Annotated in this window: 11 protein-coding genes and 1 riboswitch; of the genes, 1 reads left to right on the top strand and 10 read right to left on the bottom strand. The window is 50.4% G+C overall.

The window, feature by feature from the left end; all coding sequences use genetic code 11:
* The 8 genes from FHS77_RS11310 to FHS77_RS11275 all read right to left on the bottom strand — a co-directional run.
* Positions 1-482, bottom strand: a 482-nt coding sequence (locus tag FHS77_RS11310) for a transposase (RefSeq protein WP_184223385.1), incomplete at its 3' end; no start/stop codon positions are given.
* Positions 483-692: 210 nt separating this feature from the next.
* Positions 693-1,175 (bottom strand): hypothetical protein, encoded by a 483-nt coding sequence (locus FHS77_RS11305; RefSeq protein ID WP_184223383.1) that lies wholly within the window; start codon positions 1,173-1,175, stop codon positions 693-695.
* On the bottom strand, positions 1,168-2,433 hold the full coding sequence (locus FHS77_RS11300; protein ID WP_184223381.1) for a tyrosine-type recombinase/integrase: 1,266 nt from the start codon (positions 2,431-2,433) through the stop codon (positions 1,168-1,170). Before FHS77_RS11300 ends, FHS77_RS11305 begins: the two co-directional genes overlap by 8 nt.
* A gap of 329 nt (positions 2,434-2,762) precedes the next feature.
* Positions 2,763-4,028 (bottom strand): FAD-dependent oxidoreductase, encoded by a 1,266-nt coding sequence (locus tag FHS77_RS11295; RefSeq protein ID WP_184223379.1) that lies wholly within the window; start codon positions 4,026-4,028, stop codon positions 2,763-2,765.
* 113 nt (positions 4,029-4,141) lie between these two features.
* Positions 4,142-5,338: an ABC transporter permease gene (locus tag FHS77_RS11290; RefSeq protein WP_184223377.1), complete on the bottom strand. Its 1,197-nt coding sequence runs from the start codon at positions 5,336-5,338 to the stop codon at positions 4,142-4,144.
* Positions 5,331-5,996, bottom strand: coding sequence for an ABC transporter ATP-binding protein (locus FHS77_RS11285; RefSeq protein ID WP_184223375.1), 666 nt, complete (start codon positions 5,994-5,996; stop codon positions 5,331-5,333). The genes FHS77_RS11290 and FHS77_RS11285 overlap by 8 nt, the downstream gene beginning before the upstream one ends.
* A gap of 1 nt (position 5,997) precedes the next feature.
* On the bottom strand, positions 5,998-6,468 hold the full coding sequence (locus FHS77_RS11280) for a twin-arginine translocation signal domain-containing protein (RefSeq protein WP_374786253.1): 471 nt from the start codon (positions 6,466-6,468) through the stop codon (positions 5,998-6,000).
* Positions 6,469-6,551: 83 nt separating this feature from the next.
* Complete coding sequence (locus FHS77_RS11275; protein ID WP_184223373.1) at positions 6,552-8,321, bottom strand: alkaline phosphatase; 1,770 nt, start codon at positions 8,319-8,321, stop codon at positions 6,552-6,554.
* Between the two features lie 388 nt (positions 8,322-8,709).
* Between FHS77_RS11275 and FHS77_RS11270 the strand changes: the two genes are divergently transcribed.
* Positions 8,710-9,975, top strand: a complete 1,266-nt coding sequence (locus FHS77_RS11270; RefSeq protein WP_184223371.1) for a Glu/Leu/Phe/Val dehydrogenase dimerization domain-containing protein — start codon at positions 8,710-8,712, stop codon at positions 9,973-9,975.
* A gap of 101 nt (positions 9,976-10,076) precedes the next feature.
* On the opposite strand, the gene FHS77_RS11265 is transcribed toward FHS77_RS11270, so the two are convergent.
* Both FHS77_RS11265 and FHS77_RS11260 read right to left on the bottom strand, forming a co-directional pair.
* Positions 10,077-11,189, bottom strand: a complete 1,113-nt coding sequence (locus FHS77_RS11265; protein WP_184223369.1) for a ribonucleotide-diphosphate reductase subunit beta — start codon at positions 11,187-11,189, stop codon at positions 10,077-10,079.
* A 43-nt stretch (positions 11,190-11,232) separates the two neighbouring features.
* On the bottom strand, positions 11,233-14,085 hold the full coding sequence (locus FHS77_RS11260; protein ID WP_184223367.1) for a ribonucleoside-diphosphate reductase subunit alpha: 2,853 nt from the start codon (positions 14,083-14,085) through the stop codon (positions 11,233-11,235).
* 114 nt (positions 14,086-14,199) lie between these two features.
* Positions 14,200-14,516, bottom strand: a riboswitch (cobalamin riboswitch).
* Between the last annotated feature and the right edge of the window lie 72 nt (positions 14,517-14,588).

The raw sequence follows: 14,588 nt of genomic DNA, 5'->3' as shown, positions 1-14,588 counted from the left end.
GGATAAAGGCTGTCTAATGCCCTGTTTTGCCATTCGGTGACCTGTTCAATGACAGCATCCGTAACCTTACTAATGAGGGAGGCGGAAACGTCTGCATCATACATTTCTTTGAAGAAAGCCACGATTTCTCTATTCGTCATGCCCTTGGCATAAAGCGACAAGATTTGGTCATCCATACTGGTGATACGTGTTTGATGCTTTTTTATCAGCTGCGGCTCGAATGAACCGTCCCGATCTCGGGGAATTTCCAAGGTTAATTGACCATCCGGAGAAGAGACGGTCTTCTCACTAAAGCCATTACGGGCATTAGACGTTTTTCGTGGTTGATGCTTCTCATAGCCAAGATGCTCGGAAAGCTCTGTGTTAAGAGCTGCTTCGATCATGACCTTTTTGAAAATAGAGGAAATTTGGTTCAAATCCTCATGAGACTTCAACCCTTTAGCTAATTCTAGAGCTAAATTTTTAATCTTGGCTTCATCCATGTGAAGTACCTCTTTATGTCTATCCAAACAGGATAAGGGAAAATAAAGGCACTTACACAAAATTTAGAACAGTCCCAGCCAAGCTGAAAGTTCTTTTTCGCTTAACAACGGGTCTGTGCTCTTGTGTTCCATCGGAAGCCCTCTTTGGTATGATAGAAGGCTTCTCAATAATCACGTGCTTCGCCGTTTGTGACGGGGGCGTTTATTCGACTATCGTAAATGTTTGATTTTTCTCAGCAGTTCTTCTATTGCGTCCGGCGTTACTGCCTTGTAACGCGATTTTCGGGGGTCTGAGACCCTCCTTGCATCTTCGGCCACTTGTTTCGCCTCCATCGCCACCTCAGCCGCCCTTTTCTCTCCACTCGTTCCTTTTGCCTCCTCAGCGGCTCTCATCGTCTCCTGTGCCTTTTTGGTAGCTTCGTCCGCTTTTTTCGCGATCTCCCCCGCCTTCTTAGTCCGCCTGTTGTGTCGCTTTAGAACCGCCCTGTTCATCCGGCTTTCGCGAGCGCTGGCGAATGGAATTCCCTTGCTTACGAGATAATCAACAAACACCGCAAAACTGGCCAGCCGGGCGGTCCTCGGGGGCTGACCGCGCTTGCCAGAAGCAGCTTTCTCCAATCTGTCGTACTCGCGCTGTCTTTTCTCTTCGATTTCGGGCTCAGTGATTGTGGTAATGAATTTAAGCTTAGTCATGATCGACAACCGCTGAAAGAAGCTGGTGCCACTGCTCCAGCGCTGTTTTCTTCGCCTCGCGAAATGAAGCGCGATTGTAGACGGCAGCCACGCCCTGCTGCTTATGGGCAAGCAGCGCCTCGATAACGATGGGCTCTATCCCCGCATCATGCAATCGCGTTGAAAAGGTCCGACGCAAGTCGTGAAGGCTCCATGTCTGCATGTTTGGGTTCGTCTTGGCTAGCTTTGCGTCAAGCGCCTGCTTGCTCTTGCTCCATCCCGAAAAGCCGTTCCCCCGCCTGCCGAAGACACTACCTCCGTCTTCTTCGGGTCGAGCGGGGAGCGCAGCGGCAATCATCGGCAACAGCGGCAACTCATGCGCCAGTGCGCCCTTCATCCGCTCCGCCCCGATCACGATCCGGTCACCGTGAATTTCATCCCAGCGCAATCCGCCAATTTCTGTTCGGCGACAGCCTGTGAGCAAGGATAGACGAACAATCCGGGCATAATCGCCCTCTCCATCCGTCCCTTGCCAAATTGCTTTCAACTCTCCATCGTTATGGATACGTTCGCGCGCTTTTTCCGGCTGCCGTAGTGTGAAGGCGACGGGATTGTTTCCTGACTCGATGGTCCCGCTGCGTAGCCCCCACGTCCAGAGTGCGCTAAGCGCCGCCCGCAGCCGGTTAGCGGCAATGGGACCGGAGGTTTCCGCTACGCGGCTAAGAAGCAACGCTATGTCTCGCCGGCTCACCGCTTCTGCCCGATCATGATGCAGAGAGGCCGCATGTCGCATCAAGTGGCGTTCAGTTTCCGCGTAGGACCGGGGACGCTGGAGCGTTTGTGCATAGCTGAGATAATTCTGCACCACACCCAGCATGGAAACGGCCCCGCGCGCTGCCTTCCTCTGCACCGATGGGTTCGTCCCTTGCGTCACACTCGCGGCATGGCGGCGCGCCGCCTCTCGAGCCGCGTCCAAACTGACCGCGGTCAGATCGCCCAAGGCGATGCGCCGGGTGCGCTTGTGCTCATCCCGGTACTGATAGACCCATGTTCGACGCTGCGAGCCGAGCGCCCGAATGCCCAGACCGCGACAACCCGCATCCCAGAAGAACGCTTCCGCTTGCCCCTGTGGGCAGTGCATCCGACTGACGCTCGTCTTCGTGAACGTGCTAGGGACGGAGGCACGACGCTTTGCCCCCGGCAGATGAACCACGTTCGATTTCGGAAGCAACTTGGAAGCCAAATTGGGCGTGGAAGCAGATTTTTCCTGAATGCTCATGATCGCTTGATGCTCCTAAAGACTGAGGCTGTGGCCAACAATGCTTTAGGGAAAGGGGTTTTGCAATGCCCTTGATGCTTCCAGATGCATTCTGACGGGCAGGAAATTTGATACAGCCTCAGACTACGAATCTGGGGGTCAGAGGTTCGAATCCTTTCGGGCGCGCCATTTAACCCTTCTCCCCTTTTCTTTTGACAGTCGTATTAAGCAAGCAGACTTACGCTTTATGCAAAGCAATGCAGCCTTTTGCCTGCAATAATGTCAGGGATGTCAGAGATGTCAGGGCTCGCAATCATGTCAGGCAAACGGGCTTATTGGCTGAAGCGCTATTAGCGTGTTTTGAATAAAGAACTGCGCAATTTTTCGCGGCGCACCCCCATCCCCACTAATCGGCCGGCCAAATGAGCCAGAATCGGCCAGCGGGCGATTCCTTTGACAAAAGCCGGCGGGCCACTACGTTTCACGTCACTATTCCGGCGTTTTTTGCTGCTTGATTGCATCATCAATTGAATTTTCTGAATAGCTTTGGTGGGAAAAACACGTCGTTTTTCAACCTGCATCAAATGCCGGTCATTGAGTGTGCCTTTGCGCAAAGGAACCGCCAGAATATTAGCCGCTGCAACGGCATCCTGTATCGCCAGATTAACTCCGAAACCGCCAATCGGCGACATGGCATGTGCCGCATCGCCGATGCACAACAGACCGGAGCGCCACCAGCGATTGAGCCGGTCAATACGGATGGAAAGCAAATGCACTTCATCCCATGAAGTGATTTCCTCCACGCGATCAGGTGAAAGTGGTGAAACTTCCGCCACCGCCTGACGAAAGGCTTCCAGCCCTTTTTCTTTCACTTGCGCAAAACTGCCCTTGCGCACCACATAGCCGCATTGCCAATACTCACCACGATCCACCATCACAAAGCCCTGACGGGGGCCGCCATGCCCCATCGTATAGGGCGGGTCTTCAGGCTGATGTGAAAGCCTGATCCACAACACATCGCTTGGCGCGCCAAAACTGGTGCTTTCCAGCCCTGCTTTTGCGCGCACCAGTGAATTGCGCCCGTCTGCGCCCACAACCAATTGAGCTTTAATCTCGGTAATACCTGCAGGGGTTTCAGCCATCAGCCCTTCGATACGGCCATTGTTTTCAATAAGGCCGGTCACTTTTGCCGACATCACCAGCCGGAAATTCGGCAGTTTATTGGCTTCACGCGCCAGAAAATTCAAAAAGTCCCATTGCGGCATGAAAGCAATAAAACGGCATTTAACCGGCAGGCGTGAAAAATCAGCAATGGTGACATTTTGCCCGCCAATTTCGGCATGAAGTTTGGGCGCTTGCGTATGCGGTACTTTCAAAAGCTCATCCAGAAGACCGAGCTTGTCAATAATATCAAGCGTTGCCGGATGCACCGTATCACCGCGAAAATCGCGCAGGAAATCAGGATGTTTTTCCAAAACAATAACATCAACACCAGCACGTGCCAGCAACAGGCCAAGCATCAAACCACCCGGCCCCGAACCCGCAATCACACATTGGGTGGTGATGATTTGCACCGAGCCTGATTGTCGTCCCGTTAGCTGCCCTGTTGTCTGCATCGCCGCTCTCCTGCCTGACCGTAAAAACACCGGCAAAAATAAAAAAGGTGTCACTTTAAATGACACCTTGAATTCTAAACTTAATAAATCAAGTTTTCTATCGGAAAATTCAATCAACCACGCAATGCACTCACGGGCGATTGACGATAAGCCATAAGTGCCGGAAGCAAGCCTATCACAGAAGCGCCAACCAGCATGATGATCATACTATTGAGATCCTGCATTTCAAAAGATACCGGCATGGCAAAGCCACTGGACTGCGTGACAATCCGCGACATCATTTTGGATGCCGCAAAGCCCAGTCCAAATCCGGCGACAATTCCCGCACCCAGCAAAATGGCGACTTCAGACCAGACCAATGTGAAAATCTTGCCCCGTGATGCACCCAATGCACGCAAAGCTCCGATTTGACGGCGCCGTTCGCCGATATGCAGCAGTGCAACAAAAATCAAAGCACAGGCAATCAGTATCTGCGTCCCCAATGCCACGAACATCAGGATTGATTTGGCATTGCCCAGCATTCCGTAAAGATTGGTGAGTACCTCAGCCGGAAAGACTGCCGTTGTGCCATTACCGCGATATTCTTGTCTGAGTTTATAGGCATCAGCAATAGTTTTGGGCTTGACGATGATTGCCGGAACCCCTGCTGCACCATGCTCAAAACTAGTTTGCAACGCTTCTTCACTATCGTCATGATTATGGTCATGCTCCATATCATGCACTGCCCAGACCGCTTCAATCGGCACTAAAATTGCATTGTCCCAAGCGCCACCTGTAGGTGCCATGCGACCAACCATTTTATAAGCAATTTCATTATGATGGTGGCCACCCTCACCTGCATTCCCATGTAAAGGCACCATCTGTGTTTCAGCACGCACATCCACATTAGCACCGACAACGGCCTCATTGTGATTGGCAAACATTTTTCCCGATGCCAGTTTCGGGCTTAAAGTTTCTACCAGTTTTGTAGTGGTGCCAATAATCGGATAATTCTTGTAGTTGTCACCAAAACCAACAGGTGCCGCCCATGCCACACGCGGGTCTTGGCTTAATTTTTCCAGCACATTGCCATCCATTAAAGGCAGCAATGATGTTTGCAGAAAAACCGATGACAGCACCAATTGCGTTTCACTGGCGGCAGCACCGATTACAAGATCAAAATGATCGGCAGCACGCGCACTGCCAAGGCGCAAAGCGCGCTCCTGCAAAGTAACAGCGACACTCAAAGCCGTGGCAAATGCAACCAGCAACACCAGTGCCAAAGCACCCAGCCAATGGCGCTTTAAATCTGCGGCGATAAATCTAAACATCTGCAACAATTCTCCCTGCGGAGAGGTTGATTATACGTGCTAATCTGGATGTCAGGCGATCATCATGCGAAGCAATGATGGTGGTGCATTTCTCCTGCATCGCCAGCTCCAGAATAAGACTGCCGACGGAAGCACCATTTTCCTTATCCAGACTGGCTGTCGGCTCATCAGCAATGATGATGGCAGGTTTGCGCAGCAAGGCACGGGCAATTGCCACGCGCTGCATTTCCCCGCGAGACATCAGTTGCACAGATTGATCTGGTCGTTTTAACCCCACCCGCTCCAGCAATTCATGGGCACGCATGGCGGCTTGCTTATCCGCACCTCCGGCCAGACGCAGCGGCAGCAGAATATTTTCCAGCGCCGACAAGCCGTCAAAGAGATAAAAATCCTGCATGATCAGGCCAATATGTTGCCCTCGCCAGCGATCAGCCGCTGTTTCCGACAACTGATTGATGACCTGCTCACCCCAGCGCACCACGCCTTTTTGCGGACGGGCAAGACCACTGATAATATTGATAAAAGTACTTTTTCCCGAACCGGACGCACCGGTGAGCCCCACCACCGCACCATTGGCAATGTTCAAATGGTCAATTTGCAAAGCGGGCCCGGAAAGCCCTTTAAAATTCACGCTGATATTTTCTAAAACCAGTTGCATATCACGCAACCTTGTAGCGTGCTTCACGCAAACGCAGCAGGCTGACAAAGCCGGTTTCCGGATCTGTCCATGATCCGACTTCCAGCTTGCCCGTTACTTCAATCAAGGTTGACGGTTGCACAAAGGTTTGTTTTTTGTCGAGATAAACCACCAGAATATTGTCCGGCCAATCCGCATCGGATGAGCAGAAAGGGCAGATCGACATCGGAATTTCGGTCAGAACAAAAAAGTCTGCCTCGGCCTTTAGAGGCGGTGCCATAAATCCGCCCATCACCACTTTTTCGCCGTTGAGCGATTTGACCTTTTCAGAAAACTCCAAGCCCAGCACACTTACCTTACTGTAAAGCTCGGCAAAGCTTAAATTGCCTGTAGCCGCCTGTGCCTGCGGCAGGCCGGAGGCGACACAGGCCAAAGGTGCGGCGCTCAAAAGCTTCAAAAAATCACGACGTGGCATTGATGATAAAAAAGACATTGTTGATAAAAATGACATGGCTCACCCCTTAAAAATCAAATGCCGGAAATTTCTTTCCGGCATTTTTTCATTCAAACTCAGGCTTATTTCTTATCCACGCCAAGGGCGAAGACTTCGGCCAGAATTTTGTAAACGTCGCTCTGTTCCATATAGCCACGGAAAAGATCGGCACCGGCACCGCTTGCCTGCAACACAACGTCATCGACCGAGTGCACACCGGTGCTTTCAGAACGTGACAGATTACCCTCACGGAAGACTGCGCCCGGAACATCCTTATAGGCTTCATTGGCGACATATTCGTTCTTCTCGTTTTTGACAGCCGGAACAAAAGGATTATCCAGCTTCGGACGGAAGGTTTCGTAATAGTCAGGGAAGTTGCTGGAGAAAAGTGCCAGACGCGGGCTGACATCCACACTGTCCGGGTAACCATCACCATTGCTATCGACATAATTGGTAAAGCCCGCCTTGTCATAAGTGCCGACTTTTTCACGCATGTCAGTACCTGGCTTATTGTCATCAATAGTGCCGATGATGGACAAGCCATGAGTATGGTCACCGGTCACAACAATCATCGTATCCGGATTATTCTTGGCAAACTCCTGCGCCAGACCGATCACTTTATCGAACTCAATCGTGTCATATACAGCGCGTTCCCAGTCAAGCGGATGAGACATCTTGTCGACATTTGCCGCTTCAACCATCAGGAAGAAGCCTTCCTCGTTCTGAGAGAGTTTTTTCAGGGCAATGTCTGTCATCTCAACCAGACCCGGCTGATCAGGGAATTTATCCGTTGTGCCCTTTTTCAGCATAATGCGATCCATGGCGGTATCCATGTTACCGGTATGGAACAAGCCGAGCAGTTTATCACCTTCGCTGGAAGCTGCCTTTTCAAGCTCTTCTTTGCTGGTTGCCAAGGCATAACCGGCTTGCTTAAACTCTTTGATATAATCTTTGTCGTCTTTGCGCTTGGAGCCTGGCACTTCCTTATTGAGGAAGTAGGCAGAACCACCACCCAAAAGAACATCGGGCTGCACTTCCAGCAACATACCGGTTATTTCGGCTTTGTCAGCGCGGCGGCGCGTATGCGAAGCAACGGCCGCAGGTGTTGCATCCTGCACTTCAGAATTGGTCACGATACCGATGGATTTGCCGGTTTGACGGCGCAGTGCTTCACTAATATTTTCAACACGCGGATCATCCAGAGTATCCGGTGTACGGTCGGCATAGACACCAAGTGCATTCACAGCCGTTTTATGACCGGTCATATAAGCAGACATCGTATTGGCACTGTCAGTGGCAACCGAATTGGTAGCAGATGTGCCGATGAAAGCCATATATTGCAGATCATCCATATTGAGACGACCATCAGCTTTACCTTCGGTCATGCCTTTCGACATAAGACGCGCGCCGGTGCGGTGGGCAACAGACAAGCCGTCAGCCACAAGGAAGATGACATTTTTTGCTTTAGGCGCATCGGATGTACCGTAAACATCCCAGGTTACGCTTTTCTTGTCGTTACCGGCCTGCACTTCAATTGTGTATGCGCCGGCTTTGGGCAAAGCCAATGAGCGCAGGATGACCGCCGAGCCCAGCTCTTTGTCTGATGCGTCTTTTTCAGCCGCGATAAATTCAATATCTTTGCCGAAAACAGTTTTGTAATCTTCGCCATTAACGGTGATTTTGACATCATCTGCTTTGACGACATTGTCGAATTCAACTTTGAAATCAAAAGGCGAGCCGGCAAGAATCGTTGCGCGGTCAAGCGGATAAACAGTTGCAGCTTGCGATGCGGTTGCTAAAAGCGCAGCCGACAGAACTGTGGTGGCAGACAGTAGTTTAACAAGATGACGCATGGTTTTATCAAACCCCTTTAGCGGATGTTTTCCCTGACAACCGACCGGAACCATTTTTGGTTCTGCCCCTTTGCATGCCGGAAAAATGCCAATTGTTATCGTCTTAAAGACCTTGAGAGGACACTGAGTACGGAAGAATTGTTAGTCAGCGATTGTGACAGCGCTTTATATAAATCATGACAGATTTATTAAATCTGGCGCGCATGAGTCATGATTTTGACTGATGCGAAAATCACACAATATTTCAGAAAAATTTAAAAAATGAGGATTGGAAATAAAAAATAGGACAATAATACTGTCCTTTTTTCTTTCCTTTTATTGCGCAGATGTGCATAAAGGGGTTCCAAAAATATATTTTCATAACGCCATACGCAAGAAAGGTGATTTCGTGTCACAGGACAATCTTCTTGAAAATGCATTAGTGCGGCTGGATGAGGCTGCAAGCCATATTAATATCGACGCGGATGTGATCGAAAAATTAAAATTCGCGCGCGAGACCATGAAAGTACGTTTGATGATCCGTATGGATGACGGATCGCGCAAATCATTCCTTGCATGGCGCTGCCGTTATGATGATACCCGTGGCCCAACCAAAGGCGGCATCCGTTACCATCCGGATGCAACAGCTGAAGAAGTTGAAACGCTTGCTTTCTGGATGACCTTCAAATGCGCCGTGATGAACCTGCCTTATGGCGGTGGCAAGGGTGCTATTCAGGTTGATCCGCGTAAATTGTCCAAAGCTGAGCTGGAACGTCTGTCCCGTGCTTATATTCAGGCTTTTGCCCATATTCTGGGCCCTGACCGTGATATTCCGGCACCGGACGTCTACACCAACTCCATGATCATGGGTTGGATGGCTGACGAATATTCACAAATCGTCGATCAGCACTCACCGGCGGTGATCACCGGCAAGCCATTGGCGCTGGGTGGTTCGCTTGGCCGCGATGATGCAACAGCACGCGGTGGCTACTATCTCGTGCGTCACCTGTCCGGTGATTTGGGTCTTGCCAGTGATTTGCGTGTTGCTATTCAGGGCTTTGGTAATGCCGGTCAGCATATGGCACGGCTTTTCAGCGCCGACGGCCACAAGATCACCGCTGTTTCCGACTCGGAAGGTGCAGTTCAGTGTAATGAAGGCTTGAATTTGGCGAGCCTTTTTGCTGCCAAAGCTGAGGGCAAGTCGGTTGTTTCCACCATTGGTCAGCATGGCCATAAGCCAATGACACCGGCTGAACTGGTAGCTGCTGATTGTGATGTTCTGGTGCCGTCAGCCATGGAAAACATGGTGCATGAAGGCAATGCTGAAAGCATCAAAGCCAAGCTGATTGTCGAGCTTGCCAATGGCCCGCTGACTGCTGAAGCTGATGAAATTCTGGCGAAAAAAGGCGTGATTGTCCTGCCTGACATTCTGGCCAATGCCGGTGGTGTAACCGTTTCTTACTTTGAATGGGTACAAAACAAGCAGGGCTATTACTGGACTTTGGAAGAAATCCATCAGCGCCTCCAGAGCATCATGGAACGCGAAGGCCGTGCAATTTGGGAGCTGTCGAAAGAGAAAAATTTCTCATTGCGTACCGGTGCTTATGTCCATGCACTGTTGCGTTTGGCACAAGCCATTGAAGCGCACGGCACCCAGAGCGACTTTATTGCTTAAAATTCCTCCCACAGACTACCAAGTCTGACCAAAAAAAGCCCCGCCGATCAGCTGACCGGCGGGGCTTTTCTTATATGGTCATTGGAAAAGAGCTGTGAATATCAATCCCAGCTCAAAGCGCCGCCGTTCTGATATTCGATCACGCGGGTCTCAAAGAAGTTTTTCTCCTTCTTCAGATCCATTGTTTCCGACATCCACGGGAACGGATTATCCGTTTCAGGGAAAACGGCTTCCAAGCCAAGCTGCGCACAGCGTCGATTGGCGATAAAGTGCATATATTGCTCACAAAGGGCAGCATTCAGCCCCAGCAAACCATTCGGCATTGTATCGCGTCCATAAGCTGCTTCCAGTTCTGCTGCATCGCGCAACATGTCGCGCACTTCTTGCTGGAACTCTTTCGTCCAGAGATGCGGGTTTTCATGTTTGATCTGGTTGATAACGTCGATACCAAAATTCATATGGATCGATTCATCGCGAAGGATATACTGATATTGCTCGGCAATACCCACCATTTTGTTGCGGCGACCAAGGGATAGAAGCTGCGCAAAACCGGTATAGAACCACATGCCTTCAAACACGACATAAAACGCAATCAGATCGCGCAGGAAGTCACGGTCAGCTTCTGGTGTACCGGTTTTAAACTCGGCATTATCCAGATTGCGGGTGTAATTGAGCGCCCATGCAGCCTTATCGGTGATCGATGGCACCTCACGGTACATATTGAACAATTCACCTTCATCAAGGCCCAGACTTTCCACAATATACTGGAAAGTATGGGTATGGACGGCTTCTTCAAACGCCTGACGCAGCAAATATTGGCGGCATTCAGGGTTGGTCAGATGACGATAAATCGCCAGCACGATATTATTGGCAACCAGACTTTCCGAAGCGGCGAAGAAGCCTAAGTTGCGCTTGAGCATCAGGCGCTCATCGTCGGTCAGGCCGTCTTTGGATTTCCATAGGGCAATATCTGCCTGCATGGACACTTCAGTCGGCATCCAGTGATTGTTACAACCGGCCAGATATTTTTCCCATGCCCATTTATATTTCAGCGGCAATAACTGGTTGACGTCAGCGCGTGCATTGATCATGCGCTTTTCATCAACCGTTACACGTGCCGCGTTACGCTCAATCGAGCCCAGACCCGTTGCATCGGCATCATGATGAACAGCAGCCTGATTTTCTCCGGTCTCTGACCAATCAAGATTAGACATTATAAAATCCTTAGAAAACAAAGGGGAACTACAACAGCGCCGGTTACTGACAGGCTTCACAAGTCGGATCATCAATAGAACAAGCGCGCACATCGGATGCCGGAATACTCTGCATTGGTGCGACCGACACCGCATTCAGCTTGCCATCCGTGCCCTTCAAAGTGGATTTTTCCACATGGCTGGCAGAGCGTGATCGCAGGTAATAAGTGGTTTTCAAGCCGCGATGCCAGCTAAGGCGATACAATTCGTCAAGCTTCTTGCCGCTTGGATTAGCGATATAAAGATTGAGCGACTGCCCCTGATCAATCCACTTCTGACGACGGCTTGCAGCTTCGATCAGCCATGCTGTGTCGATTTCAAAAGCCGTTGCATAAAGTGCTTTCAGATCATCCGGAATACGATCGATCTGACCGATGCTGCCATCGAAATATTTCAGATCAGAGATCATCACTTCGTCCCACAGATCGCGGGCTTTCAGATCACGGATAAGGCCGGCATTCACCACTGTGAAGTCACCCGACATGTTCGATTTTACAAACAGGTTCTGGTAGGCTGGTTCGATAGACTGCGACACGCCGCAAATATTGGAAATAGTTGCAGTCGGAGCAATTGCCATACAGTTGGAGTTACGCATACCAACAGTTTTGACGCGTTCACGCAATGCCTTCCAGTCAAGGGTTGCATCCTCATTAAAAGCAACTCCGCCTCGCGCATCTGACAGCATACGCAGTGAGTCGATTGGCAAAATTCCTTTTGACCAAAGTGAACCTTCATAGCTCTGATAGCTGCCACGTTCTGCTGCCAGATTAACGGATGCAGAAATCGCATGATAGGAAATCGCTTCCATGCTCTGATCGGCAAATTTAATCGCTTCTTCCGACGCATAAGGCAAACGCAAAATCTGCAATGCATCCTGGAAGCCCATCAGACCGAGACCAACCGGACGGTGACGCAGGTTTGAGCGACGTGCTTCCGGAATGGTGTAGAAATTGATGTCCACCACATTGTCGAGCATACGCATAGCAGTTGCTATAGTGCGCTCCAGACGAGCCTGATCAATGCCTTCCGGTGTTGTGTGCGCTGCCAGATTGACAGACCCCAGATTACAGACAGCCACTTCATCATTGGATGTGTTGAGCGTAATTTCGGTGCAGAGATTGGATGAATGCACCACGCCAGCATGCTGCTGCGGCGAGCGGATATTGCACGGGTCTTTGAAGGTGATCCAAGGGTGGCCGGTTTCAAACAGCATCGTCAGCATACGACGCCACAGGTCTTTGGCCTTCAGAGTGCGGTAGGTTTTAATGCCACCTTTAGCCGCTTTCTGCTCATAGGCTTCATAAGCATATTTAAAGGCCGGACCATAAAGATCATGCAAATCAGGGGTTTCATCCGGCGAGAACAAAGTCCAGTCGCCGTCTTTCTCCACGCGTTCCATAAACAAATCCGGCACCCAGTTGGCCGTGTTCATATCATGGGTACGACGACGATCATCACCGGTGTTTTTACGAAGATCCAAAAACTCTTCGATGTCGATATGCCATGTTTCTAAGTATGCGCAGACAGCGCCCTTGCGCTTGCCGCCCTGATTAACCGCAATGGCAGTATCATTGGCAACTTTAAGGAATGGGACAACACCCTGACTTTCGCCATTGGTGCCTTTGATACGTGCACCAAGGCCGCGCACACGGCTCCAGTCATTGCCCAGACCGCCGGAATATTTAGCCAGAAGCGCATTGTCTTTAACGCTTTTGAAAATACCGTCGAGATCATCCGGAACGGTGGTCAGGAAGCAGGAAGACAATTGCGGGCGACGTGTACCGGCATTAAACAAGGTTGGCGTTGAAGCCATAAAATCAAAGCTTGAAAGCAGATTATAGAACTCGACCGCCTTCGCTTCGCGATCTTCTTCACGTAAGGAAAGCCCCATGGCAACACGCATGAAAAAAGCTTGCGGCAGTTCAAAACGTTTAGTTTCCACATGCAGGAAGTAGCGGTCATACAGGGTTTGAAGCCCTAAATAATCAAATTGCAGATCACGATCCGGTTGAATGGCTGCGGCCATGCGATCAAGATCAAACAGCGCCAGTTCAGGATCAAGCTGATCGGCATCAATACCGACACGGATGTAGGATTTCAGATAGTTCGGGTAAAGCTCGCACATCTGTTGATGCGTTGCTTCGCGCGGGGAACCTTCAACAAAGGTCAGCACTTCACGGCGCAGCTTATCCAGCAAAAGACGGGCACTGACCTTGGAATAGTCCGGCTCGGTTTCAATCAGAGTACGCGCAGCCAAGATAGGTGCAAGCGCCAGCTCATCCTGCGTAATACCGCTATAAAGATTACGTTTTGTTTCGGTCAAAATTGCTTCGGATGAAACTGAAGGCAAACCAAAACACGCCTCTTCTATGACATGTTTGAGGCGGGCTTCATCAAGCGGCACCAATTGACCGCTGGCGCTTTTCATCTGCAATTGCGGCTTTGCCTGCGGATTTTGTGCCACTTGTTCGGCACGTTCGCGTGCACGTTCTTCACGATAGAGCACATAAGCACGCGCCACTTTATGATGACCGCCGCGCATCAGAGCCAGTTCGACCTGATCCTGAATATCTTCAATATGGAAAGTACGGCCTGCCGTTGCATGGCGGGTAAGGCCAGCAATAATAGCTTCAGAAAGCTCAGCCACCACATCATGAACACGACGCGATGAAGAAGCACTGGTGCCTTCAACCGCGAGAAAAGCTTTTTGCAACGCAACAGCAATTTTATCACCTGCAAAAGGTGTCACTGATCCGTTACGACGAATAACCTGATAACCCGGTTCGGAATCATTAGCTGCATTTACGACAGAAAAAGCGTCGCCGTCAGCAGGCTCACGTGAGATAGAAGTCGACATTGGCTTACCCCAATTTTGTTGGGGGCAAGGTCAAACGGATGCATGCATGAAAAAGAGCGCGAACGAAAACGTCCGCTCTGTTGCCAGCACATCACCGGGACACCCCGCCCAGGGAGAACATTTGGTGTCAGGGCAGGTCTCCTGGCTGGCGGGTCGGTGCTTTTGTCCGTCTTCCCAAGGATAATCCTCAGTGACTTCTTAGAGCGCCATGCGTCCGGCAGGACGTATAAAAAACGCTCTAATCTAAAATTTACGCATCATACCTTTCGATAACCGATTCCGGTTTCGGGTCGATGCTGTAAGAACAAAAACTCGCCGCTTTACAGTTGCGGGGGCAGCTCCGGTTTAAGCGGCGGTTAACACCATCTCTTCCGGATTCCCTATTATCTCTCTATCTTGCGATTCGAGAGACCTTGACCACTAGATATAGATAGCCATTGCGCGCACAGGTCAACATATAGTTCAACGCTGTCCCGTGAATTATTTTGTAAGCTTTAAGAAGA

This window comes from Paenochrobactrum gallinarii (assembly GCF_014205685.1).
Classification (GTDB): Bacteria; Pseudomonadota; Alphaproteobacteria; order Rhizobiales; family Rhizobiaceae; genus Paenochrobactrum; species Paenochrobactrum gallinarii.
Note: the sequence above shows the minus strand (reverse complement) of the source record. Positions and strands in the feature narration are given on the sequence as shown.